Here is a 23,467-nt window from a genome sequence, read left to right on the forward strand (position 1 = left end):
TAAAATACAATCTGGAATAAAAAAAACCTTTCTTTTACAATATATTTTGTAAAAGAAAGGTTATTCCTCAATTGCCATAAAGACAGGTTTATTTGCTATTTGATCCCATGTATAAGGCAATGAATAGGCAGGAACAAAGAGGCTGTCTTTCACTAACTCTGCTCTTATATCTTCACCCTTTTTAAATCCCGCCGAACGATCAATAAGTAAATCATATAAATCCGGTGTATAGTCAATGTACAATTCGCCATCTTCGCCTAAAACAAGGTGTAACGATTTACCTGTGAAGGGACTTTTCACGGTAGGTTCCTTGTCAAATCCCATATTTTTATAGTTGAGTGCATAGACATTGGTACCAATTTTTTCTTCAAACGCAGGATAGCCCTGTGATTGAATTTGCAGCTTGGTATCCCGTATTGTCTCGGCTAAACGTAAATCAATCAGCCTAACAGTTGGATTTGTTTCTTCATTAACGAGTGTGTATTCAAAAATCCCGCCATTTTCATAGGCATTTCCCGGAATTTCAGACATATATTTTGGAACCAATTTCTGAAAATCAATTATGTATTTCATATAATACGGTGTATCTTGATCCTTTGTCACAATCGGCAACAGGTTGCCGCCATTATCATTTCTATATTCCAAAACAGCTTTCTGAACGGATTCGACCTGATCTTCATAGGGTACCTGGTTTTGCTGTAAATTCTCCTGCGGATACATACACCCGGATAGAAAAAGAATTGTACACAGCAAGAATGTCATTCCAGATATTTTATGTAGTTTCTTATTCAACACTTTATCCATTTGTAGGACCACTCACAATAATAATGACCATAATAATGGCTGCTATAAACATAGATACATAGGCTATCGTGGCTAAAAGATATTTTAATATACCCTTTAATTTATATCTGCTTAGATATATAGCCAGCACTGCGATTGCCATTAAGCCCATCCCAGCAATCGAAATCCACATTTTTTGCATTGCTATGCTCAATATTCGGCACCCCTTTTTCATCAATTCTTTTTACCATATTTTTAAAAAGAATAATATTTTTTCAACCTTTGCTATTATAACCCAAAATATACCTAAAAGAAAACAAAAACGGAAGCTCGGGTTTTATATACCCAAACTTCCGTCCTGGACTAAATATATAGACTTAGACTAAGTTTATGCTGGCTCAGTCTTTTATAAAGTATACTATGTTTAAATGACCATCTCAGCAAGTAACAAATGCCTATTTTTTGAGAAAATCATTAATTAATGATTATTAATCATGCTATCCATCAAATCTTCCATTTCATGCTTCTTGCTTCTAGTCATAAGATCATCTACTTCTGTCTTAATATCCTTGTCATTAAACAGGACATCGTACAAGGCAGTCGTAATTGGCATCTTCACTTGGTATTTCTCCGACAACTGATAAGCTGCCTTCGTTGTTCTCACGCCTTCAACAACCATTCCCATGCTTTCAAGAACCTCTTCAAGATTCTTTCCTTTTCCAAGCATATTACCGGCACGCCAGTTTCTTGAATGGACGCTTGTACATGTTACAATAAGGTCACCGATACCTGTTAATCCAAGGAATGTTAACGGGTTTGCTCCCATCTTCACACCCAGACGAGTGATTTCTGCAAGACCGCGAGTCATCAAAGCGGCTTTGGCATTATCTCCGTATCCAAGTCCATCCGTAATCCCAGCTGCTAAGGCAATAATGTTTTTCAAGGCACCCCCAATTTCCACACCAACTAAGTCTTGGTTTGTATACACGCGGAAATTTTGGTTCATAAATAAATCCTGAATACGCACTGCTGCTTCCATATTTTTAGAAGCAACCGTAACGGTTGTAGGAATCCTTCTGCTTACCTCTTCAGCATGGCTTGGGCCGGAGAGAACAATGATATCTTTTGCTATATCCAAAATTTCTTCTTCTATCATTTCAGATATACGCAGCAAGCTATCTGGCTCTATCCCTTTGCTTACATGGACGATTGTCACTTTATCCTGGACAATCGCTTTAACCTTGCGGGCCACTTCACGAATTGCTTTAGTCGGTACAGCAAAAACAATAACCTCTGAGCCAGACAATGCCTCTTCCAAATCATAGTATGCCTTAATAGCGGAAGGGAGCTTGACATCAGGTAAATAACGAATATTTGCCTGTTCACGATTTATCTCATTGACATGTTCTAACTCATGCCCCCAGATTTTTACCGCATGTCCGTTATCTGCAAGGACAATTCCAAGTGCAGTTCCCCACGAACCTGCTCCCAAAATGGTGACTGATTGTTGCATAGACTCCACTCCTCAAAAAAATTATTTACGTAGTCGAGAAAATATTTTTATAGGCGTTCCTTCAAATCCAAATGCATCTCTAATTTTATTCTCCAGGAAGCGTTCATAGGAGAAGTGCATTAATTCTGGATCATTTACAAAGACAACAAAGGATGGCGGCTTAACGGCCACTTGTGTAGCATAATATATTTTCAACCTTTTGCCGTGATGGGTCGGCGTTGGATTCATTGCTACTGCATCCATTATAACATCATTCAGGACATTCGTTTGGATACGCTGTGCATGGTTTTCACTTGCCAAATTAATCATTGGAAGCAAAGTATGGATACGTGCTTTCGTTTTAGCAGACAAGAACACAATTGGAGCATAGTCAAGGAACTGGAATTCAGCCCTGATTTTCTCTTCAAACTTCTTCATCGTTTTATCATCTTTTTCAACTGCATCCCATTTGTTCACTACAATAACGATAGCTCGTCCTGCCTGATGGGCATACCCAGCAATCTTTTTATCCTGTTCAATAATGCCTTCTTCCCCGTCGAGGACCACTAGGACAACATCTGAACGTTCAATAGCTCGTAATGCACGTAAAACACTGTACTTTTCAGTACTTTCGTATACCTTACCTTTTTTCCTCATTCCAGCGGTATCAATGATGACATAATCATCGCCATTATATTTATATGGAGAATCGACCGCATCTCTTGTTGTTCCTGCGATATTACTTACAATAACGCGCTCTTCACCCAAAATCGCATTAACTAATGAGGATTTTCCAACATTCGGTCTACCGATCAAGCTGAACTTAATCACATCTTCGTCATAGTCAGGTGCTTGGTGATCAGGGAAGCTTTGTACAACAGCATCTAGCAAATCCCCAATTCCAATTCCGTGAGAGCCAGAGATTCCTATTGGTTCACCAAAGCCCAATGCATAGAAATCATAGATCTGATCGCGCATCTCAAAGTTATCCACTTTATTTACAGCAACGACTACTGGTTTCTTTGAACGATAAAGAATTTTTGCCACTTCTTCATCAGCAGAAGTCAATCCCTCTCTGCCACTCGTCATAAAAATAATAACATCCGCTTCATCAATAGCAATCTCTGCCTGTTGACGAATCTGTTCTAAAAACGGTTCATCCCCTATATCAATACCGCCTGTATCAATAATATTGAATTCATGGTTTAACCATTCTCCAGAACTATAAATCCTGTCTCTGGTTACTCCGGCTACGTCTTCTACAATTGATATTCTTTCTCCTACAATCCGATTGAATATTGTAGATTTCCCTACATTCGGCCTGCCTACTATGGCTACAACTGGTTTTGGCATGGTCGTTCATCCTTTCAACTATCCTAGCTAAATTCCTGTTTATTTTCACTGAATTGTTAGCATGTTTAATGTATTTATATTTTATGAAAAAAGAACCCTTCTTAATCATAAAGAAGGGTCTAACTATATTATGATAGCAAACGTTTCGCAAAGTAACAACTCTTCTGCTATATTTCCTTACTATTTTTGACGTGAAATTTAAACTCCCTTGGAGTTTTCCTTTCAATATTCTCGGTAAAAAGTAAACTAAATTACTTTTCTTAATGGAATTTATCCAACAGGTTTTTATCTAACGCCCTTACCTTTTAACCCTACATGCTGCTGATGATAAATCCTTCGCCTCGGTATTCTTTTTGTCCATAGATTATTGGTTTTATTTAAAAGGATAGTAATGGTTATCGCCAGTAACAAAAGGTCCAATGATTCAAATGTACCTATCGCTTTAACTGGAAACCCGTAAACATATAAAATCCCTGAATAAACTGCTTCACCAAGTATAATGGCAACACTAAGTATACTGACCCTTTTAGTTGATTCTAAAAAGATTATACTCAGTACAACCAGCATACCGGCCGCAATATAAATCCAGTTTACAATAAACCATACTGGATATAGAACTGAATAAATTCTAATACATATAAAGGCAATAGTAATAAAAAAAATAGCGACTGTCATTCTAATTAATTCTTTATTCGTCCAATGTCTCCATTGATAAAAAGACCAAAGCAGGGCCGCAATAAAAAACAGATTTAAATGTATACTGAATATATGGATGGACAGACCGGCAAAGCAAATCCCTGCCAATAGTCTGATCATTCCTCTCCGTCTTATCTTAACCGATTCATCTGATATAAAAATAAAATACCAACACCCAAGCCACATTAAACTGAAAAATAAATAACCTTCATGCATAAAAACCTCCCTTAGCAGTATGCCAACTTTCAATTTTTTTAAACATTTCAAATGTAATAGGAAATTGATTTATTTAACACATCTTCGGTAAGCAGGGCATTCGATTCTTTTCTATAAATTCAGTAGATACCCAAAGACACCCTCACTTTCATAAACAGATATTCTACATAACAGATTTTTTCAGCCACGCTAATTCTGGCCCTTTAATCGCAATCACGACCAAGTTACACTCTAATCCTCGGGTCATTTCACAAAACTAAATAATACAGAGTGAAGCATAACGCTGATTGGTAACTTTATTCGATTTTTTGTTTATACATAGAAACAGCCCTTCTCTATACCTGAGAAGGGCTGATTTTTACTTAATATTAAACCTAAAGCATGCAAGCCTGTAAGGGCATCTAACACATTACTTTATTTTTTTAAATTCTTTAACTGCTCTCCAATCATTTCACCTAATTGGAAGCCTCTTGTTTCTTCAGGGAGTTCATAGTTATCCATTTCAGCAGCTGGATTTTCTTGCAATTCTTTAATACTTAGAGATAATCTGTGCTCATCCTCATTCACGTCAAGCACTTTAACTTTAATAACATCTCCCTCAGACATAACCTCATGAGGAGTGCCGATATGTTTATGTGAAATTTGAGAAATATGCACCAAACCTTCTACACCAGGGAATACTTCCACAAAAGCACCATAGGATACAAGACGTTTAACCGTCCCTTCCAAAACACTGCCTTTTTTTGCTTTATCAGTAATATCTGACCAAGGTCCAGGCAGGGTCTCTTTTATGGATAATGAAACTCTTTCAGTATCACGGTCAATAGATAAAATCTTGACTCGGACGTTGTCTCCCTCTGAGACAACATCTGAAGGTCTGTCCACATGTTCATGAGAAAGCTGAGATACATGAACTAAACCATCAATACCTCCAATATCAACAAATGCGCCGAAATCAGTTATTCGCTGAACCGTTCCTTTAAGGACTTGGCCAGCCTGTAAAGATTCCAGAACGCCAATTTTTTTCTTTTCTTTCTCTTCACGCACAACATCTCTGTGTGAAAGGATTAAGCGGTTTTTTTCTTGGTCCAGCTCTACAATCTTAAACGCTAGCTCTTTCCCTTTGTAGTCAGAGAAATCTTCAACGAAATAATCTTCGACAAGCGAGGCAGGTACAAATCCACGTACTCCCAAGTCAACAACTAGACCGCCTTTTACAACGTCTTTAACCTCAGTTTCAATTATTTCACCATTTTCAAATGAAACAACCAGGTCTCCCCACGCTTTTTCTGCATCTACTTTTCTTTTCGATAGAATCAGAGCTTCATCTTCGACTTTGATAATCTCAAACTCAAGCTCGTCCTCTTCCTTCACCACATCTGAAGCTTTTTCAACGTGCAGACTGGAGAGCTCACTGATAGGGACAATGCCATCATGCTTACTATTTTCAACTTCAATTACGACTTGTTTTTCTTCAACTTTAGTTACAGTCCCACGCACTCTTTGGCCTACATTAAACTCGGTTACATTAATATTGTTCATATCCTCTGTCATATGTACTCCTCCTAACGATCACGGGTTCAATTACCTTTCAATTTATATTTAATACCACTAATCCGCCAGTATTAAACAATATTCTAAATAATCTCTTTTTTCTAACTTCTTATAATTTGTACTATTTGTCAAGCAGGATGTTTAGCGGTTTTGATCAATCAATTGCTTTATATGAGCCATTATGACTTTCGTCACTTCCTCAGGGGAGGCTTTTTGACTACGGTATTCTTCCATGTCAATTGGAGGACCGTATATAACTTTTGTTTTAGAAAATGGTTTATAGGAACCAATCACGGCACAGGGAATAACTTTAGCGTCCGTTCTCAACGCAAAGAAGCCTGCACCCGCAAGACCCTCTCCCAATTCGCCTGTCTTACTGCGAGTTCCTTCAGGAAACAGACCTAAGACATGTCCATCTTTTAAAGCACCCAATCCCTTTCGCAAGGCATTCCGGTCACTCATACCTCTTTTAATAGGAATGGCATGAACACGCGGTAAAATAGTTTTAAGAACAGGTACATTAAACAGTTCTTCTTTAGCGATAAAATGAACATCCCGCGGGCACGTCATCCCTACAACTGGCGGGTCTAATTCACTGATATGATTGGAGCATAATAAAACACCGCCTGTCTCAGGAAAATGTTCTCTTCCTGAAACTGAGACACGGTATAAGGGAGTTAGAGCTATCTTTACTACGCCCCTGGCAAATCTATAAAAGCTCATCCATATACTCCTTTCTCATTCGCTATCTTCATAATAGCATCCACCACTTCATCAATTGAAAGACTTGTTGTATCAAGTTCAATTGCATCTGCTGCTTTTTTCAAAGGAGATACTTCTCTTTCTGAATCAAATTTATCACGGGCCGCAATATCTTGTTTTAATTGTTCAATATCCGAGTCAAACCCTTTTAAGATATTTTCTTCATGTCTTCTTTTGGCACGCTCATCTACACTTGCAAGCATAAAGATTTTGACTTCAGCATTTGGCATAACTTGAGTACCTATATCTCTGCCATCCATTACAACGCCGCCTTGTTCAGACAGGAGCTGTTGTCGTCGAACCATTTCTTCACGGACCAGTTTATGCTGAGAGACAGCGGAAACATTTTTAGTTACATTCGGCGTTCTTATCTCTTCAGATACAATAACTCCATCAACCAGTACATCTTGTCCTTGTTCACTATTCTGCAATTTTATATCCGTAGACATTAATAGATCATAAAGAGCTGCTTCGTTATTCGGATCTATTCCATTATTTAATGCCTTATAAGTTAAAGCCCTGTACATTGCACCTGTATCAATATATATGTATGTTAGCCTTCTAGCAATAATTTTCGCTACTGTGCTTTTACCTGCAGCAGCAGGACCATCAATAGCAATCGATAATTTCTTTTTCATTTGTTCCTCCTTGTTGTACACAAAAATTAATCATGACTATTTTAACACAGCTTTACAGGATATAAATCAATATGAATGTAAAAAAATGAGACAAAGTACTTTACTTTGTCTTTAGAAAACCTAAATATTCATTTATTGGAAATTGCATCCATAATCGCTGTATAATTATTTTCGATGACGCCTTCATATCTTGCGAGTGTTTTCCATTTAGTAAAGGTATGTTCACGATGAAAAACAAGCTGAAAAAATAATAAAAATAAAAGTTGAATGATAGCCATTTTCTTGATAAATCGCTCTACCGCATTCATATGGAACAATCCTCCTCTTACTTATGAGTTTGTCCATACAGATATGTATTTAATCCCCAAAACCTCTGTTTCTTTCCTCCAATTGCCTTTCAAAACAATAACGCAGCAAAATTTGCCGTTCTGCTTCAGTGATTTCGGTAAATTCGACAGATACTTTTTTTCTATTATTCAAAACTTCGACAATTCTTTTCACTTGTACCTGAATGGGTAGTTCACACACTTCCCTATTTCTCATCTCAAATGTAAACTGCAGTATTAGATTAGTATGAGTATCAATCTTTAAATTTTGAGGAACAATGATTGCTGCTCCTCCTGCGCTAATATCCGTTGTTAATGCCGTAAAGGGGGGGAATTCATTATTAATGGGCTGTACATTTACTTTTGTGGACAAGCTTACACGCACATATTCTCTTCGCTGAATTTTTTCCAGATATTCATCACCAGGATAATCTAAAAGCAGCAAAGGTATATTTTCCCTTACTCTTCCCTGGATTTCCGTATTAAACAGATAGGTATTTTGATCCTTTCCAACAAATGTTCCCCTGAAATTCGTTCCATTTATTAAGTAATCTATTCTGTTCGTATATATATTAACTGGATAATCAATATAAAGAATCCCATCTCTAACATCCATTAACTTGCATCTATATGTTTCAGGCTGATCTAATTGGCTCTTCTCAAGTATGATGGTCATTCCGATTGTTAACATAGTTAAACCATTTCCCCTCTGACATGTGTAAGAATATTCCAAAACAAGGACTTATGTACTATTATGACAGAGGATACAAAAAAGGAAAAGACCGTTTCCAGCCTTTTCCTTAGATTATTTTTTATGAGACATCATCATACACTTTTCTTGCTTCATGCATGATTTCTACTTTTTCTTCATGCCCGTTTTCAGCATTAATAAAAATTCGGTAGGTATCATCGCCTACTGTTCCCATAAATTCATAACAGAGTACATCTTCATATAAATTATTTGTGATAACGGCTAATCTTTTTTCCATAATCATTACTTTTCCACTGATTTGCTTTTCAGCTTCTTTTTCAGTGATAGCCGGTTTATTAATTTTTCTTTCCTTATCATGATTTTGAAGATAATCGTCTGCTCCCAATCCGATGATATCTCCATTATCTAGTGCTACTTTGATACGGATTGCTTCAGGATAGATCCTCACTTGATCTTTAACCGTTACAAACGTATAAACACCAACATTATTATATTGAGTACTTTCAAATAACTCCATATTCTGATAGCCCATGTTATTCAGATATTGCCGAGCTTTCTTATATCCATCGTTTAACCCGATCTTAGCATCGGATACTTGACGATCATTAATAATATAAATTGGATGTCCACCTTTTTTAGTCAAATCGATTCCAATCATATTACCTGTAGAAGCACTCTTCAAATTCACATGATAGAACTCGTATTTTGAACCATCCTTATTTGCAGTTACGCTGACAGTTTTAGCATTAGAGACACCTGTATATTTTTTTGCCAGTTCAATTGCTTCCTTACGGGTTATTTCTTTTCCGGACAAATTTTTATAATCTATGTTTTTTTCCTCCACAGATGTAAATGTAGGTCCATATTCACTTTTTTGTCCAATTGACTTTACATTTTTATCTATCGTTTTAAGTCCATCAATAACTTGGTTGTCCCGTTGGCTGTCCCCCTTCGTATCCGCCAAGGCTGTTTCCACATCCATCCAACGTAAATCATTGTCGCTGATTTTCCTTTGAACACTCCTTAGCTCATCTCTTATTTCCGTTGCGTCACTATACAGAGCTTTTAATGTATTATATTCTTCATCAGATAGCGGACTTTTATCTAAATCTCGCACAGATGTCTTATAGGCGAAATCACCGATATTTGTTAAAAATTTCTCCGTTTCATGAAATGGCATTAATGTTAGGGGCAAATGACCAACATTATTATGTGCTTCACTTGTTAATCTCCAAACCTCAGCCAATGCCGGAGATAGAGAATCCTTTGTATTCATAGCCAATGTCGTCCCGATTTTATCATTTAACACATCAATTTGATAGTTCAGATCATTAAAGGCACGCTGATAATTATTCTCGGTTTGATTCATGATAGCTATTTTTTCTTGATGATCCTGATATGCCCAGTACGCTGTTCCAACTAAACCGATTAGCAATACAGCAATCACGATATTTCTTATCATTACATTCACCTCAGTTGCAGAATATATGCTTGCCGATTTTTTTTATTTGCGGACGACTCCATATCCATGAACTTGTCGCTGTTTCCGGGTTAAAATAATATTCAGCTTCACCGGTCGGATCCCAACCATTGATAGCATCTATAACTGCGTTTCTTGAACTCTCATTAGGTTCAAGCCAGATTTGTCCGTCAGCTACCGCAGTAAATGCTCCCGACTGAAATATAACCCCTGAAACTGTATTTGGAAACGATGAACTTTGGACCCTATTCAAAATAACCGCAGCAACTGCTACCTGACCCTCGTATGGTTCACCTCTCGCTTCACCATGAACTGCGTTCGCCATTAACTTTATATCACTTTCCGAAAATCCAGCTGGTATATTTGCAGCTGTACCGGTCGTCTTTGTGGATGTGTTCTTTTTCGCCGTATTTGTTGATTTTGTCGTTTTATTCGATGATGATTTTGGCTTAACTTGATGCTCAATTGGAGTTCCCTGATAATAAGTAAACTCATTTCCTGAATTGATTTGTTTTTTCACCCAGGAAGCATTGTAATTAGAGGCGCTAACCAGTTTACTTTTAGTCTTTGCTCCACCTAACCCATCAATAGGTAAGCCGAATTGTTCCTGAAAATTACGCAATGCCCAGTATGTTCCCCATCCAAAGACCCCATCTATTTTTCCATGATAAAAGCCTATATTTTGAAGACGCGCCTGTAATTCGATGACATCATCTCCGACAGCTCCCCTTTGAATCACTTGATTGGTAAATGCTTCAGTCTGGATATCAAAAATGGGTGAGAGGAATAAAAAACAACCAATTATTGAAAAGGATACTAACTTCCTTACTAAACCCTTCATTTCATGCCCTCCTGTAGAATTAATGACAGTAAGGGTAGTTTTTGCAAACACATATAAAATATTCAGTCCAACATGAAAATCATTTTCAAACTAGAGGATTGATGATTATAAAAATAAGTTGCATACAAAAGCTTTTTGAGCTGATAGCAGAGAAAAGCAAAGTTGAATGGAGGTAGGGAAAAATCATTTAGGATTGTAGAAGCAGTGGGGTATGAAGCATATTCTTTGTAACATAATAAGCAACAATTTCAGGATGAATTCATGACCTTTATTTACCCTGGAGGATTAAAGCCGCAGACAACATAAATAGATAAAACATCCTTTAAAATAAAAAAAACAAACCCTAATCAAATCTACTCCTAAAAAGAAGCAGATTTAGATTTAGTGTTTGTTTCTATTTTACTGCAGTTTACAGTTTATTAAACTGATTCAAATGACTGTTTAAAAGCCTTTTCTGTTAAAATTCTTGCCTTTTTTACTTTCCAAAGTCCGAGACCCCATAGACAGAACATAAATGGAATTAAATATACATACCATTTTTCCTGCTCCATCAATATATAGTTAAAGGAACCATGCAAGGCAATCGGAATGAACAAGGCTGTCAGCATATAAGTCAGCTTTAACCTGGGCTGGGTTTGGAATTTGGCTTTCCCAAAATAAAAGCCCATGATGACCCCAAACAGTCCATGACTTGAAACAGGGAACATCGCTCTTCCCCATGCATATTCAAGCCCATTCGAAAATAAATAGAGGATATTTTCCAATGTTGCAAACCCCAAAGAAATAGAAACTCCATAAACAATTCCATCATAGGGTTCATCAAAATCAACATGGCCATAGATCAACCAAAGGAATAAAGCCCACTTAATCAGCTCTTCTACCATTCCCTTTTCAAAGAAGGCATCAGCCCAAACAGAAAGAAAAAGCCCTTCTGCCTGGATGACATATTGAATAAACATAACAGGTATGACAAATAACGCACCATAGATAAATACTTTAAATACAACTGATACAGGCTCAGTGTTATATTGATCTTTCAGGTAAAAATAAATTAGCAAGGCTATACCAGGTGCAACGCCCGCTGTTAATATATTTAACATGGATTACCCTCTCTTTTTTACTCTTTCGTCCTTTAATCGTAACACGGACGAAAAAAAAAGAAAATCAAGAATTCTCACAGCTTTCATGTGATTAGTGTAATTCGAACCCTACAACTTAAACGCAGCCTTGATATCGACATTACCATTGGATAATAATATGGCCAATTTCAATCTTGCCTTCTTGCTGTCATAATCCTCACCTAGAATCACACCCCTATTTTGCAGGTCATGAGCACTGCCGTGGTATCCATAGGCAGGATACACTTTTCCTTCTTCCGCACTTGTACTGATAACAATTGTTATCCCGTTATCCAAAGCAGATTGGATTGAGTTGACCATTAAAGGTGTTACTTGCCCACGGCCGACTCCTTCTAGCACAATTCCACGTGCGCCGGCATTTACAGCGGCATCAATCATAATCCCATCTGCACCTGTATAGCATTTTACGATATCAACGCGCGGTATTTCCGGACCGATTTTGTAAGATTCATTATAGATCGGCTTTTGATAGACGCTGACTACATCATTATCGATGATTCCAAGATATCCATAACCAAATGATTCAAAGCCCTGGAGATTCGAAGCATGGACTTTTTTCACGTATCTTGCAGAATATATCCGCTCATTAAAGACAACCAAAACTCCGCTATGCTTTAAGTGTTGATTTGCGGCTACATAGATTGAATTCCGTAAATTGGAATATACATCGGTTCCGACATCCTGAGGGGAGCGCTGTGAGCCTGTTACCACTATTGGTCTTGGATCTTTAGTTGTTAGATCAAGAAAATAAGCCGTTTCCTCTAACGAATCCGTTCCATGAGTGACTACCACTCCACAAACTCCTTCATCCTCCAATTCCTTTTCAATGGCTTCTTTTATTAAAACCATATCTTCGAAACCAATATGCATGGAAGGCTTTTGCATTAAATCTATAATTTTTATATCGAAACCCTCCGGCAACTGACAGAGTGCTGCTAATTCCTCACCACTCATAGCACCCGAATTCAGAAGTCCTTTAGAGATTTCTTTACTGGCAATCGTTCCACCAGTCGTAATTAGTGAAATTTTCTTCATTTTACACCTCTTAACAAGTAATCAAGCATTCTTAATGCTACTCCAACCCTTCCTTATCTTTTACCGCATTTGCTATTTGTCCACCATGAAATCTTCCATTCTCAATAAAAATTTCATTAGCATTATTTCCGGCCACAATCACACCAGCCACAAATAGGTTCTCTATGTTTGTTTCCATTGTTTGCTCATCAATCATTGGTTTCCCTGTATCACTTTGTATTTCAACACCTACATTGGTTAGAAGGCTGTAATCCGGATGGTACCCTGTCATAGCAAAAACAAAATCATTTTGTATTTCGATTATTTGCCCCTCTTTTTCATAAATGACAGTTTGCTCTTTAATCTCTTTTACGACTGAATTAAATTCCATTTTGATAATTCCGTTGCGGACATATGATTCAAACTCGGGCAAAATCCAAGGTTTAATGCTTTTTGAATAAACATTTCCCCGATATATGACTGTTACTCTTGCTCCCGCTTTTACAAGCTCTAGCGCAGCATCTACGCTTGAATTTTTGCCACCGATCACAACCACATCCATATCGTAGAAAGGATGTCCTTCTTTGAAATAATGGTATACCTTATCCAAATTTTCACCTGGTATATTCATCATATTTGGTTGATCATAATAGCCCGTTGCAATGATACAGTATGGTGTTTCATATTCATTTTTGGTTGTTTTTATTCTAAATAATCCATTCTTCTGCTTTTCTATTACTTCCACACATTCATATGTATTTATTCTGAGATTCTTCCTCTTCGCTACTTCTCTATAGTATGTTAATGCCTGGAGTCGAATAGGTTTCCGATTTTCAGTAATGAAAGCGACATCCCCAATTTCTAATTTCTCACTGGTTGAGAAAAAGGTTTGATGTGTTGGGTAATGATAAATCGAATTAACAATATTCCCCTTTTCAATAATCAATGGATTTTTACCAATTTCCTTTAAACTAATGGAAGCTGACATACCACATGGTCCGCCGCCAATCACAATTGCTTCTTCATAGTGCATACTTCTTTCCTCCAAATAACCGTAAACTGGAATTTCAATTTGTATGTAGTATCTAGTACTTCTCAATGAATATTTAAATAACCCTTTTAGAATAACATTTTTAGAACCTAAACTCATCCACCACATGCAAAAAAGTTTTCTATCTCACGAGGGACAGAAAACTTTCTTATTGTTTGCAGTATTAAATCCAGCCTCTGAAACGCGATGCTTCGGCCATTTTCCGTACCCCAACCATATAGGCAGCGAGGCGCATGTCTACACGGCGGGATTGAGCTGTATCGTAGATGGTATTAAATGATTTAACCATTACTTTTTGTAATTTTTCCTCAACTTCTTCTTCAGTCCAATAGTATCCTTGATTATTCTGTACCCATTCAAAATAAGATACTGTAACACCACCGGCAGAAGCTAAAACGTCCGGTACTAACAGTATACCGCGATCTGTTAGAATACGCGTTCCTTCCAAAGTGGTTGGACCATTAGCAGCTTCAACGACAATCTTCGCTCGTATATTGTGAGCGTTTTCGTCTGTAATTTGATTTTCAATTGCGGCAGGTACCAAAACATCACATTCCAGTTCAAGTAATTCTTGGTTGGTTATCGTATTCGTGAATAGGTTGGTTACTGTACCAAAGCTGTCTCGACGATCCAGCAAGTAATCAATATCAAGGCCATCGGGATCATGTAAAGCCCCATTTGCATCTGAAATACCGATTACCTTGGCACCGGCATCATGCATGAATTTTGCCAAAAAGCTTCCTGCATTTCCAAAGCCTTGGACAACAACTTTCGCTCCTACTAAATCCATTCCACGTTTTTTAATCGCTTCATGGATACAAATAGTTACCCCTTTGGCAGTGGCTGATTCCCTGCCATGTGAACCGCCAAGAACAAGCGGTTTACCGGTAATAAATCCCGGAGAGTTAAATTCATCTATACGACTGTATTCATCCATCATCCAGGCCATAATCTGTGAATTGGTGAAAACATCCGGTGCCGGGATATCTTTTGTAGGACCGACCAATTGGCTTATCGCCCTGACATATCCACGGCTAAGCCTTTCCAATTCCCGAAAAGACATATTGCGCGGATCACATATGATACCGCCTTTTGCCCCTCCATACGGTAAGTCTACAATGCCACATTTCAAACTCATCCATATGGATAAAGCTTTAATCTCATTCTCTGTAACATTAGGATGAAAACGAATTCCACCTTTTGTCGGACCTATAGCGTCATTATGTTGAGCACGATAACCAGTGAAAACCGTTACAGAACCATCGTCCATTTTAACAGGGATTTTCACAGTTAGCATACGAAGCGGTTCCTTCAATAATTCAAATACCTCTTCTGGATATCCAAGCTTATCTAAAGCCTTATGGATGACAGTCTGAGTCGATTTTAAAACATCTAGTTTGTCCTCAGTGGAATGATGGTCGGCTGTCATTATAGTACCTCCTACAGATGTATAATAAGTAATATTTTCCTACCAGCATAAGTATACAACTTTGGCAATTGTCTGGAAAGTGAAATAATAGAATAATAGGGTTAAAAATTACAAAACAAAAATTTTTGAAAAAATATTCAGATTTATTATTCGCTTTTATAAATTCAGTATACTTAATAAAGCCTGGAAAGTGCAAGAGTACTGTTTTGGCCTTTATAAACACGCTTAGATTAAATAAAAATAACCACATCTTTTAGATGCGATTATGATAGGAAATATTTTTTTATAATAGTAATTATATTCTCTTTACTTATCCTGTGTCCGTAATCCGACAGGTATTCTTTACTCAAGGTCGAGAATTCTCCAAACTCCAAAAGAATAGACATAAGAGTTGCTTGGTTTATAAGAGTATCTTCTTTTATCTCTAAATAGTATTTGGACTTCCAAAAATAAAGGATTCCTTTCACATTCCAGCTAGTCTTTATAATTCTGCAAGCTTGTACCACATCATCAAACTCCGCAAATTCATATATGACTTGATCTCGCTTCATTATATTAACAGATAGGTACCCTTCTATTTCTTCTTCTTCTTCGAGATCTTCGTTTAAATTGTACGCATCCCTTTTTAAAATTATATAGATTCCGTAGCATGGATAAGAGTATACATCCATCTGAAAAAATCCAGCAACCAAATTCCCACATTCTTCAAGCACTTCTTGAATAATATGATAAAAAAAGCTATGGGTTTCCACCGAATGACTGGTTAGCACCTGACAGGTAACACCTCTGTCTTCCAATTCATCGTAGGGAATAAATAGTTTGAACAATGTCGGATTGATTTGTTTAAGCTTCATGAAAAAATCCTCCTGTAGCTACTCTCTCCATTCCATTGTATGAAGGGAGTCACAGTCGGTACCTTGTTTTAAAATCATGAAGGAGTTAACTTCTTTAAATGGATTAAATGAGTCTCAGGTTTTGCCATTAATCGCAGCGGAAGTAAGCTTGTTCCATATCCATTACTTGTTAGGTTGGTCGTATCATTCCTCTCGCTGACGCCGCCTAATTTATATCTGCCCATTCCAAAAATCCTAATTTGTCCCCCATGTGTATGGCCGCTCAATACTAAATCAATTCCATATGATTTCTCAATTTCCTTTTCAATTTTCGGAGTATGACTGGCTAGAATTCTAAAACTGTCAGATTCCACTTCTTCCATTGCCAAATCAAGCCGCCCCGTTTGTTCCTCTTCATCATAAAAGTCAATTCCAAGCAGGCGTATTTTACCGCCATCCTTTGTTTCAAACAGTACGCTTGTATCTAGTAATTCATGGATATCCAACTCTACAAAAAGTGCATCCAGTTCATGTCTATCTATTTCATAATCATTATTACCCCATATGAAATAAACAGGACCTACACTTTTTAATTTAGTTAAATTTTCTTTTATTCTATCTAGCGGTACCCCTTTTTCAGCTAGGTCACCGCCAATTAAAACAAAATCAGCCTTCCCTTTTACCTGCCCAATAATTTCATTACTGATGACCCGCCTATGTATATCTGAAATAAAAAAGATTGTGATGGTCTCATCACTTGGAAATGTACTGAATTCAAACGTATGATCAATCACTCGGTCCTGATGCGCAAGCCTGTACATATATATGAGTAAGCACACACATAAAGCAATTAATAAACCAAAAAAGAACAGCACTGCCATAGTATCTCCCTTTCAATCCTTTATATCTTATAACTAAAAGAAGCCAGCCTAATAAATGACTAGCTCTACATTTATTTATATCTTTATTTTTGATCAATATGCAAAACTTTTTCATCAATATGCAAGACTCTAAAGCCTGATTCCTCTAATTTACGGATAAATTTATCTACATTCGGCGCTTTCACTACTTTAATGACAATGCGCCTTAAAAGTTTATCGGTTTCATCAAAGGTAACTAATGAAATTATTTGTTGCTGATATTGCCTTGCAATCTCAGTTAACCTGGCAATACGCCCCTTGGTTTCGACTGTAGTTAATGCTATCCTCACACCAGGTACATGAACGCCAAAGGTACTCTGGAATTGTTCAATTATATCATAGCGCGTAACAATGCCATGGAAATACTCGTAATCATCCACTACGGCTAATAAAGGTGTCTCTTTTAAGTCCAAAAATATATTTTCGTATATTTCGTCTTCTTTTAATGTTTTGTTTACCTCAGCGATCGATTCTGCTTTTGTTTCCTTTAAAAAAATATCTCTCGGCAGCTCTGATAAGAAGGCTGCTTTGTATACTCGATACCTTGTGATCGTACCTATATACTTATTTCCTTTAAGAACTGGCACTCCCTCAATTTGATGTTCATCCAGCACCGAGAAAACCTCTTGAAGAGTATCATTGTAAGAAACCGTATGACAATGATATTTTGAAATCATGATATTCTTTACAAACATCAAAGCACCCCCACCGCAATCTAGTATAAACATTCCCTATAATTGATACTTATTCGACAAATCTCAGACTTTACCTGCCTATTTTGTGAAAAATTATTTATTTTCGTGAAAAAGATTAATATCATATAAATCTTTAAATTTATTAAAGAGGATATGTCTATTTTTCCAAGCTACATCATTTTTCCATAGATCCTTACTCCTATCTATAATCTCACATCGCAGTGCGTGAAATTCCTTTTCTGCCTTGTCCATCTTTTTTTTGTAATAAAGCATCCCTCCATACATAAAGGCAAGCATTAGCATACAGAGAATGATAAACTCATTGTCAAAAAAATAGTTATACATGGACATAAAAGAATAAGAATAAAGAGGAATAATGTTCTTATATACATAAACAACTAGAATTGCTGTTAAACCTAATGTAATGTAAATAAATAAAAAATGACGGGATTTATAATGATCGAACTTGCGTTTTCTTTTCACCACATTGTTGAGCATTATTTTTGTAGCCTCATCGGTATGTTCGTCCAAATCATTGATATACGCTTCCATAAACCACCTCTCCTTTTCATAATCATGTTTATGAAAAGAAGCGGTCAATTATGTAATTCTTGTCCATTATTTATTTACCCGTTCCCTATACATGCTTACTTTTACTAAATCTATTATAAGACTGCTTTTACCTTGCCAGCTTGCTTATTTATGACAAATCCAAGGATTAAATCAATGGTGAAATGCATCGCGATTGTAACAAATAAATTGCCTGTCCACTCATAGATAAACCCAATAAAGAAACTTAACAGTAAGATATTCACAAACAAGTATACATTATATAAATACCTTATATGGATTAGTGCAAATATGAGGCTGGCCATCCATAAACCAACATATGTTTGAATGATACCCCTGAATAATAATTCCTCACTGATAGAAACTAAAAGGACAATAAAGACTAGTTGCCGTCCATTGAGAGAACTAAAAATACGTTGATTGATTCCGCCATCATTAAAGTATCTCTCGGGAAGATACCTCATCGAAAGTAAGTCGTAGAGAACTACCAGCAATCCTGCTGGGATTCCTATAAGAAGGATAGACCAATCTTGAAAATCAAATAACAATAAAAACTCCTGTATATCATCAAAGACCCATATCCCCAAAAAAGAGGAGATTATAAGCAAAAGCAATTGAGTTTGAATCAATGCCTTGTATAGTTCTTCATCCTTTAACTGACTCACGAGCTCTGCCTGTTTATTTTTCATTTGTTTACTCTGCCCTTCCAGTAAATAATTGTTTCAATTGCATACGCCAATTTTGATCTTCCCGAGGAATGTCTTGCCGTTGTTTTGGAAGGATAGCGATAAGTGCATCTAGTGTTGCTCCACACCGGTCACAGCAAGTCTTTGTTTTATTCTGTAGCTCCTGATTAAAATAGGAAGCGATGCTGCTCTTTCTGCACTCAGTGGAAAGAATCCATTTTTTCAATAGATATAATTTCATGAGTTTTTCTTTTTTTCGATTTTCCAGTTCTACATCTATTCGCTCAATTCGTTCATAGGGGTCAAGAATATTCCCCTTTAATAAAGCCTTATTTAATTCTTTTATCCGTTCTATTTTGTCATCACCAATAAACTCCTCAGCTGTAAGATTGGAGGCCTCATGATGAATAACCCATTCAATTTCTGAACGAATTGGAAAATCTCTTTCAATCAGATGGGAAGCTTGCCATTCATCTCCTTCTGAATATAACAATATGGCCACTGCCGGCAATCCATCTCTTCCAGCCCTGCCTATTTCCTGTACATATGCCTCCACACTCAACGGCATGTTTACATGTAAAATAAATCGTATATCATTTTTATTAATCCCCATACCAAATGCATTGGTGGCCACTATGATTCTTAACTGCCCAGATAAAAATTGCTGCTGAATCAGGATTCGGTCACTAGTTTCCATACCGCCATGATAATAAGCAACACCACCAAAGCCCTTTTCTAGTAGAAATCCACTTAATTGTTCAGCAAGTTTTCGGCTGGATACATATATAACCCCTGCACCTGGCACTTTATTCAGTGCATCAATTAAAATTTGAAGCTTATGCTGATAATCAGCGGCTTCTTCTACCAGGATACTGATATTCTCCCTGTTCACACTATGGATTACTCTCGCCGCATCCTCCATACATAAATTTTTTAAAATATCCTCTTGAACCTCAGGAGTAGCAGTAGCTGTTAAAGCTAAGGTCAATGGGTTATTCAGTTCTTCTCTAATACGGCCGAGCTGCAAATAACTCGGTCTAAAATCATAACCCCATTGTGATATACAGTGCGCTTCATCTACAACAAACAATGCAATGTTGAGCTTTTTTAATTTATCTAAAATAAATCTGGATTGCAGCATTTCTGGCGAGATATATAAAAATTTTAATAATGATAATGACCTCAGCACCATATCCCGTTCCTGCAGGGTTAAAAATGAATTTAAGGAGGCAACCTTTTTTTCGCCTTTCGCCTTCATTTGTTCTACCTGATCTTGCATAAGAGCCAACAATGGTGAAATGATAATAACCAATCCATCCATCAAGTATCCGGGCATCTGAAAACACAAGGTTTTACCGGTCCCAGTTGGCAGCATAGCAAGTGTATCTTTGCCGGTGATAATGGATTCTATCACTTCCTTCTGTCCAGTTCGAAACGTTTGGAATCCGAACATTTTTTCTAATTGAGCTTCTAGCGGCTGCATACTTACACTTCCTTTATAGTTGCCATAACGAGCCTGATTTTAAAATAAGTTATCTCAGATGGAAGGACCATTTTTAAAGATCTTAACTGTTTTGTTTCATTAGTAGCAATGGCCTGTTTGATTTGTTCTTTCTCTGTTGCACTTACAAAATCATCTATCGGAAAATCAGGTACGTTTGAAACGATTTCAACAAGATGATCTTCAATCGTATTCGTTTTTAAATTCCGTACGGCTGCTACTTCTTCTTTGGACATCCCGGCTTGCAGCATTTTTAATGTTCTTTGCGTAGAAGCAGTTAAAAGAGATTGAACAGGTTTACCTATAAGCACAAGTTCTTTCAATAGTATATAAGGAGACTGAACACTGGCTTTAAGCATATAATGAATAGTATCCCAAAAGAGAAGTCTCGCATAAAATACATCTATATTAAGCTTTCGTGCAGCCTGTTCGATTGTCAAACCCGCATGCTGGTGACCTGAGAAGGCTGAAACAATTAATTCTGCTCCGGCTTCATTTACATTACTTAATAAATCATCAAGCTCCTGATATAGAAGCTGGGCCAATTCCATTGAAGAGAGAGGAATCTTTTTAAATAATTTTTTCACTAACAGTTGTTCCTCTTGATTACGGGAAACCGCAATGAAAGAATGATTGCCATTTAGCAAACAGGACGACGTTTGTACCAATAATTGCAGCCTCATCCAAAATCCATGAGCTGCATCTTGAAAGGTACGACCATCCAGGTTAGTTAACTGAGGATAATCCTTTTCCCAAAAGGAAAGTGCTTGTTTACCATGCTGCGTACAGACATAGGTATTAATACCTGTTTCTTTTATATATCCTTTTTTGGTTAATTCAATAATCTTTTGATCCCAAGTCTCTCTTTTTAACTTTGGAAGTACGCCAAAAAACCGAGATATATTAAACAAACGAGCATCTTGAATGGGCTGAGAGGATTTTTTCCCATTAAGTATATGTAAAGGGGAATATACTGTTCTTTGCCCCTTTAATGCATTTATTAAATACAGTATTAATCCGTCAAAATATGGTATAATCATGTTTTAACCCCTTTATCCTACATGTCTGACACTTTTTATCTTACCAAATAGTTGTACCCTCATGCTTAAAATTCAATAGCCTATTTTTCCTTTATTCGCTAAAAACACGCGAAATATTGGCTATTGAAAAGTTATACCATGAGTTTTACAATAAGGTGAGGGGTTTGATATCCAGTTCGGTATCAAAATATATATTTTTTTACCTGGGAGGTATTTAGCATGGCTAAATTTACTATTGTTGACAAAGAAACTTGCATTGCTTGTGGTGCTTGCGGAGCAGCAGCTCCAGATATTTACGATTATGATGATGAAGGTATTGCATTTGTTACTTTAGATGATAACCAAGGTATTGTCGAAATTCCAGATGTTCTGCTTGATGACATGATGGATGCTTTCGAAGGTTGCCCAACAGATTCTATTAAAGTTGCTGACGAATCCTTTGACGGAGACGCATTAAAATTCGAATAGTCTCCCATTAATAAAAGCCTCTGCGGTTTCGCAGAGGCTTTTATTTAATCTATTTTATACATTTCGCAATACAGATTGCTTCGAAAACCAGCCCTGCATTTTAGTGAATAACAGCATAAATACAATGGCAATTAAGGTTCCTTTTATTAAATTGAAAGGAATGATCGCCGTGGTGATCATTGCTCGAATCTCTGTACCAGACATGTTCCAATTCATTAACACACTGTAGCTTGGCAGCAAAATGAAGTAATTGACAAGACTCATAAATAAAGCTAATACGATTGTGCCTCCTACAAGTCCGTACACCATGCCTCTTTTGGTGCCGATTTTTTTATAAAAATAGTAGGCTGGAAGGATAAACGCGACGCCTCCGATAAAGTTAGCAAAATGCCCAATCGGAATTCCTGTGTCGCTTCCTGTCATCATGTAATCCAGAATATTTTTTAATAATTCTACCAGGATACCCGCAACCGGCCCAAAAATGATGGCCGCAATTAAAGCTGGAATATCACTAAAATCAATTTGTAGAAATGTTGGAAAACCAGGGAATGGAAAATTAATAATCATCAGAACATATCCAATCGCACCCAACATCCCAATCGTAACCATTTTTTGAATCTTACTTACACCACTGCTTTTCATTATTTCCTCTCTCCTTTAGGTTTGGTACTACCTCTTCCAGAAGAAAGGCTCTGCCTAAAACGTCAATCATGAAGCCATGCCATAAAAAATCCCTTTATCTTAATTAGATAAAGGGAGAAAAAGGCAATGTGAAACAAAACGTTCACGAAAGATCGTTTTTTGAACGTTAACAGAGACCTCCATCTTCTCCCATCCAGACTATACTGTCGGCTTTGGAATCTCACCAAATCCTGCCTTTACAGGCTCGCGGGCTTAGATTATAAATCATCACCGCCGGTAGGGAATTTCACCCTGCCCCGAAGATAGACCGTATTTAATTAGTAAAATGCTTTAGAAAAATAATCAGGCTAGACATTCCACCTGTATATTTAACTAGACCATTTCTATATTGATTTTATCCCACTAAACTAAATAATACAAGAGATTAGAATCACTATATAAATAGATCAAAAAATATATATTTGTAAAAAATTCATAAATTAATGGCCTCACCTCTATTTTCCTCGAACCAACTAAGCCGTCTAAATTATAGAAAATGAAGTCTTTTTAGTATCTGCCGGCAACAAAAATTAGACTTTTCCAAAATTTTAAAATAGTAAGCGCTTGCAATGTTGAATCTTGATTGA

Annotated in this window: 25 protein-coding genes and 1 riboswitch; of the genes, 1 reads left to right on the plus strand and 24 read right to left on the minus strand. The window is 36.9% G+C overall.

What is annotated here, in order from left to right; all coding sequences use genetic code 11:
- Positions 1 to 60: 60 nt before the first annotated feature.
- From AC4G3O_RS02860 to AC4G3O_RS02970, 23 genes are all read right to left on the minus strand, one after another.
- Positions 61 to 804 (minus strand): YphF family lipoprotein, encoded by a 744-nt coding sequence (locus AC4G3O_RS02860; RefSeq protein WP_491135787.1) that lies wholly within the window; start codon positions 802 to 804, stop codon positions 61 to 63.
- Positions 797 to 997 (minus strand): DUF2768 domain-containing protein, encoded by a 201-nt coding sequence (locus AC4G3O_RS02865; RefSeq protein ID WP_066107485.1) that lies wholly within the window; start codon positions 995 to 997, stop codon positions 797 to 799. Before AC4G3O_RS02865 ends, AC4G3O_RS02860 begins: the two co-directional genes overlap by 8 nt.
- Positions 998 to 1,261: 264 nt before the next feature.
- Positions 1,262 to 2,296, minus strand: coding sequence for an NAD(P)H-dependent glycerol-3-phosphate dehydrogenase (locus AC4G3O_RS02870; protein WP_066107488.1), 1,035 nt, complete (start codon positions 2,294 to 2,296; stop codon positions 1,262 to 1,264).
- Between the two features lie 21 nt (positions 2,297 to 2,317).
- Complete coding sequence (der, locus tag AC4G3O_RS02875) at positions 2,318 to 3,628, minus strand: ribosome biogenesis GTPase Der (RefSeq protein ID WP_066107491.1); 1,311 nt, start codon at positions 3,626 to 3,628, stop codon at positions 2,318 to 2,320.
- A 285-nt stretch (positions 3,629 to 3,913) separates the two neighbouring features.
- Complete coding sequence (locus tag AC4G3O_RS02880; RefSeq protein WP_066107492.1) at positions 3,914 to 4,540, minus strand: YphA family membrane protein; 627 nt, start codon at positions 4,538 to 4,540, stop codon at positions 3,914 to 3,916.
- Between the two features lie 414 nt (positions 4,541 to 4,954).
- Complete coding sequence (gene rpsA, locus AC4G3O_RS02885) at positions 4,955 to 6,094, minus strand: 30S ribosomal protein S1 (RefSeq protein WP_491135788.1); 1,140 nt, start codon at positions 6,092 to 6,094, stop codon at positions 4,955 to 4,957.
- A gap of 141 nt (positions 6,095 to 6,235) precedes the next feature.
- Positions 6,236 to 6,817, minus strand: coding sequence for a lysophospholipid acyltransferase family protein (locus tag AC4G3O_RS02890; protein WP_066107498.1), 582 nt, complete (start codon positions 6,815 to 6,817; stop codon positions 6,236 to 6,238).
- Positions 6,814 to 7,494 (minus strand): (d)CMP kinase, encoded by a 681-nt coding sequence (cmk, locus tag AC4G3O_RS02895; RefSeq protein ID WP_066107501.1) that lies wholly within the window; start codon positions 7,492 to 7,494, stop codon positions 6,814 to 6,816. Before cmk ends, AC4G3O_RS02890 begins: the two co-directional genes overlap by 4 nt.
- Before the next feature lie 128 nt (positions 7,495 to 7,622).
- Positions 7,623 to 7,802, minus strand: a complete 180-nt coding sequence (locus tag AC4G3O_RS02900) for a DUF5359 family protein (protein WP_139891728.1) — start codon at positions 7,800 to 7,802, stop codon at positions 7,623 to 7,625.
- 49 nt (positions 7,803 to 7,851) lie between these two features.
- On the minus strand, positions 7,852 to 8,511 hold the full coding sequence (locus AC4G3O_RS02905; protein ID WP_066107509.1) for a flagellar brake protein: 660 nt from the start codon (positions 8,509 to 8,511) through the stop codon (positions 7,852 to 7,854).
- Between the two features lie 121 nt (positions 8,512 to 8,632).
- The gene (gene ypeB / locus AC4G3O_RS02910) at positions 8,633 to 9,994 is read right to left on the minus strand and encodes a germination protein YpeB (RefSeq protein WP_066107512.1); all 1,362 of its coding nucleotides are present in this window, start codon (positions 9,992 to 9,994) and stop codon (positions 8,633 to 8,635) included.
- Between the two features lie 10 nt (positions 9,995 to 10,004).
- Positions 10,005 to 10,853: a spore cortex-lytic enzyme gene (gene sleB / locus AC4G3O_RS02915; RefSeq protein WP_066107513.1), complete on the minus strand. Its 849-nt coding sequence runs from the start codon at positions 10,851 to 10,853 to the stop codon at positions 10,005 to 10,007.
- Positions 10,854 to 11,272: 419 nt separating this feature from the next.
- Positions 11,273 to 11,953 carry a glutamic-type intramembrane protease PrsW gene (prsW, locus tag AC4G3O_RS02920; RefSeq protein WP_066107516.1) on the minus strand — a complete coding sequence of 227 codons (681 nt, stop codon included), beginning with the start codon at positions 11,951 to 11,953 and terminating at the stop codon, positions 11,273 to 11,275.
- Between the two features lie 108 nt (positions 11,954 to 12,061).
- A complete protein-coding gene (locus tag AC4G3O_RS02925; RefSeq protein ID WP_066107519.1) occupies positions 12,062 to 13,027 on the minus strand; it encodes an asparaginase in 966 nt (321 codons plus the stop codon).
- Positions 13,028 to 13,064: 37 nt separating this feature from the next.
- On the minus strand, positions 13,065 to 14,039 hold the full coding sequence (locus AC4G3O_RS02930) for a YpdA family putative bacillithiol disulfide reductase (RefSeq protein ID WP_066107522.1): 975 nt from the start codon (positions 14,037 to 14,039) through the stop codon (positions 13,065 to 13,067).
- A gap of 181 nt (positions 14,040 to 14,220) precedes the next feature.
- Positions 14,221 to 15,486 carry a Glu/Leu/Phe/Val family dehydrogenase gene (locus tag AC4G3O_RS02935; protein WP_066107527.1) on the minus strand — a complete coding sequence of 422 codons (1,266 nt, stop codon included), beginning with the start codon at positions 15,484 to 15,486 and terminating at the stop codon, positions 14,221 to 14,223.
- 263 nt (positions 15,487 to 15,749) lie between these two features.
- On the minus strand, positions 15,750 to 16,340 hold the full coding sequence (locus tag AC4G3O_RS02940) for an adaptor protein MecA (protein ID WP_490558129.1): 591 nt from the start codon (positions 16,338 to 16,340) through the stop codon (positions 15,750 to 15,752).
- 74 nt (positions 16,341 to 16,414) lie between these two features.
- Positions 16,415 to 17,200 (minus strand): metallophosphoesterase, encoded by a 786-nt coding sequence (locus tag AC4G3O_RS02945; RefSeq protein WP_491135789.1) that lies wholly within the window; start codon positions 17,198 to 17,200, stop codon positions 16,415 to 16,417.
- Positions 17,201 to 17,283: 83 nt separating this feature from the next.
- Positions 17,284 to 17,934: a CBS domain-containing protein gene (locus AC4G3O_RS02950; RefSeq protein ID WP_066107536.1), complete on the minus strand. Its 651-nt coding sequence runs from the start codon at positions 17,932 to 17,934 to the stop codon at positions 17,284 to 17,286.
- Positions 17,935 to 18,027: 93 nt separating this feature from the next.
- Positions 18,028 to 18,486 carry a YpbF family protein gene (locus AC4G3O_RS02955; protein WP_066107539.1) on the minus strand — a complete coding sequence of 153 codons (459 nt, stop codon included), beginning with the start codon at positions 18,484 to 18,486 and terminating at the stop codon, positions 18,028 to 18,030.
- Between the two features lie 113 nt (positions 18,487 to 18,599).
- Positions 18,600 to 19,193: a CPBP family intramembrane glutamic endopeptidase gene (locus AC4G3O_RS02960; RefSeq protein ID WP_066107543.1), complete on the minus strand. Its 594-nt coding sequence runs from the start codon at positions 19,191 to 19,193 to the stop codon at positions 18,600 to 18,602.
- Positions 19,194 to 19,197: 4 nt separating this feature from the next.
- A complete protein-coding gene (locus AC4G3O_RS02965) occupies positions 19,198 to 20,673 on the minus strand; it encodes a RecQ family ATP-dependent DNA helicase (protein ID WP_491135790.1) in 1,476 nt (491 codons plus the stop codon).
- Positions 20,674 to 20,675: 2 nt separating this feature from the next.
- Entirely contained in the window at positions 20,676 to 21,731 is a 1,056-nt protein-coding gene (locus AC4G3O_RS02970) for a YpbB family protein (protein ID WP_066107549.1), read from the minus strand.
- Between the two features lie 219 nt (positions 21,732 to 21,950).
- Between AC4G3O_RS02970 and AC4G3O_RS02975 the strand changes: the two genes are divergently transcribed.
- Positions 21,951 to 22,199, plus strand: coding sequence for a ferredoxin (locus AC4G3O_RS02975; RefSeq protein ID WP_066107552.1), 249 nt, complete (start codon positions 21,951 to 21,953; stop codon positions 22,197 to 22,199).
- 54 nt (positions 22,200 to 22,253) lie between these two features.
- Here AC4G3O_RS02975 and AC4G3O_RS02980 read toward each other — a convergent pair whose 3' ends face one another.
- Entirely contained in the window at positions 22,254 to 22,841 is a 588-nt protein-coding gene (locus AC4G3O_RS02980; RefSeq protein ID WP_066107555.1) for an ECF transporter S component, read from the minus strand.
- A gap of 177 nt (positions 22,842 to 23,018) precedes the next feature.
- Positions 23,019 to 23,149: riboswitch (FMN riboswitch) on the minus strand.
- Positions 23,150 to 23,467 lie beyond the last annotated feature (318 nt).

Source organism: Bacillus sp. z14 (2026) (genome assembly GCF_058313575.1).

Bases quoted from the DNA above. Each gene is read 5' to 3' on its own strand.
- AC4G3O_RS02880 (WP_066107492.1), bottom strand. From the start codon at position 4,540: ATGCATGAAGGTTATTTATTTTTCAGTTTAATGTGGCTTGGGTGTTGG.
- AC4G3O_RS02940 (WP_490558129.1), bottom strand. From the start codon at position 16,340: ATGAAGCTTAAACAAATCAATCCGACATTGTTCAAACTATTTATTCCC.
- AC4G3O_RS02960 (WP_066107543.1), bottom strand. From the start codon at position 19,193: ATGAAAAATAAACAGGCAGAGCTCGTGAGTCAGTTAAAGGATGAAGAA.
- AC4G3O_RS02945 (WP_491135789.1), bottom strand. From the start codon at position 17,200: ATGGCAGTGCTGTTCTTTTTTGGTTTATTAATTGCTTTATGTGTGTGC.
- AC4G3O_RS02965 (WP_491135790.1), bottom strand. From the start codon at position 20,673: ATGCAGCCGCTAGAAGCTCAATTAGAAAAAATGTTCGGATTCCAAACG.
- der (WP_066107491.1), bottom strand. From the start codon at position 3,628: ATGCCAAAACCAGTTGTAGCCATAGTAGGCAGGCCGAATGTAGGGAAA.
- AC4G3O_RS02930 (WP_066107522.1), bottom strand. From the start codon at position 14,039: ATGCACTATGAAGAAGCAATTGTGATTGGCGGCGGACCATGTGGTATG.
- AC4G3O_RS02955 (WP_066107539.1), bottom strand. From the start codon at position 18,486: ATGGAAGCGTATATCAATGATTTGGACGAACATACCGATGAGGCTACA.
- AC4G3O_RS02975 (WP_066107552.1), top strand. From the start codon at position 21,951: ATGGCTAAATTTACTATTGTTGACAAAGAAACTTGCATTGCTTGTGGT.
- AC4G3O_RS02970 (WP_066107549.1), bottom strand. From the start codon at position 21,731: ATGATTATACCATATTTTGACGGATTAATACTGTATTTAATAAATGCA.
- AC4G3O_RS02980 (WP_066107555.1), bottom strand. From the start codon at position 22,841: ATGAAAAGCAGTGGTGTAAGTAAGATTCAAAAAATGGTTACGATTGGG.
- AC4G3O_RS02870 (WP_066107488.1), bottom strand. From the start codon at position 2,296: ATGCAACAATCAGTCACCATTTTGGGAGCAGGTTCGTGGGGAACTGCA.
- AC4G3O_RS02950 (WP_066107536.1), bottom strand. From the start codon at position 17,934: ATGTTTGTAAAGAATATCATGATTTCAAAATATCATTGTCATACGGTT.
- prsW (WP_066107516.1), bottom strand. From the start codon at position 11,953: ATGTTAAATATATTAACAGCGGGCGTTGCACCTGGTATAGCCTTGCTA.
- AC4G3O_RS02925 (WP_066107519.1), bottom strand. From the start codon at position 13,027: ATGAAGAAAATTTCACTAATTACGACTGGTGGAACGATTGCCAGTAAA.
- sleB (WP_066107513.1), bottom strand. From the start codon at position 10,853: ATGAAGGGTTTAGTAAGGAAGTTAGTATCCTTTTCAATAATTGGTTGT.
- AC4G3O_RS02905 (WP_066107509.1), bottom strand. From the start codon at position 8,511: ATGTTAACAATCGGAATGACCATCATACTTGAGAAGAGCCAATTAGAT.
- AC4G3O_RS02860 (WP_491135787.1), bottom strand. From the start codon at position 804: ATGGATAAAGTGTTGAATAAGAAACTACATAAAATATCTGGAATGACA.
- rpsA (WP_491135788.1), bottom strand. From the start codon at position 6,094: ATGACAGAGGATATGAACAATATTAATGTAACCGAGTTTAATGTAGGC.
- cmk (WP_066107501.1), bottom strand. From the start codon at position 7,494: ATGAAAAAGAAATTATCGATTGCTATTGATGGTCCTGCTGCTGCAGGT.
- AC4G3O_RS02935 (WP_066107527.1), bottom strand. From the start codon at position 15,486: ATGACAGCCGACCATCATTCCACTGAGGACAAACTAGATGTTTTAAAA.
- AC4G3O_RS02890 (WP_066107498.1), bottom strand. From the start codon at position 6,817: ATGAGCTTTTATAGATTTGCCAGGGGCGTAGTAAAGATAGCTCTAACT.
- AC4G3O_RS02900 (WP_139891728.1), bottom strand. From the start codon at position 7,802: ATGAATGCGGTAGAGCGATTTATCAAGAAAATGGCTATCATTCAACTT.
- ypeB (WP_066107512.1), bottom strand. From the start codon at position 9,994: ATGATAAGAAATATCGTGATTGCTGTATTGCTAATCGGTTTAGTTGGA.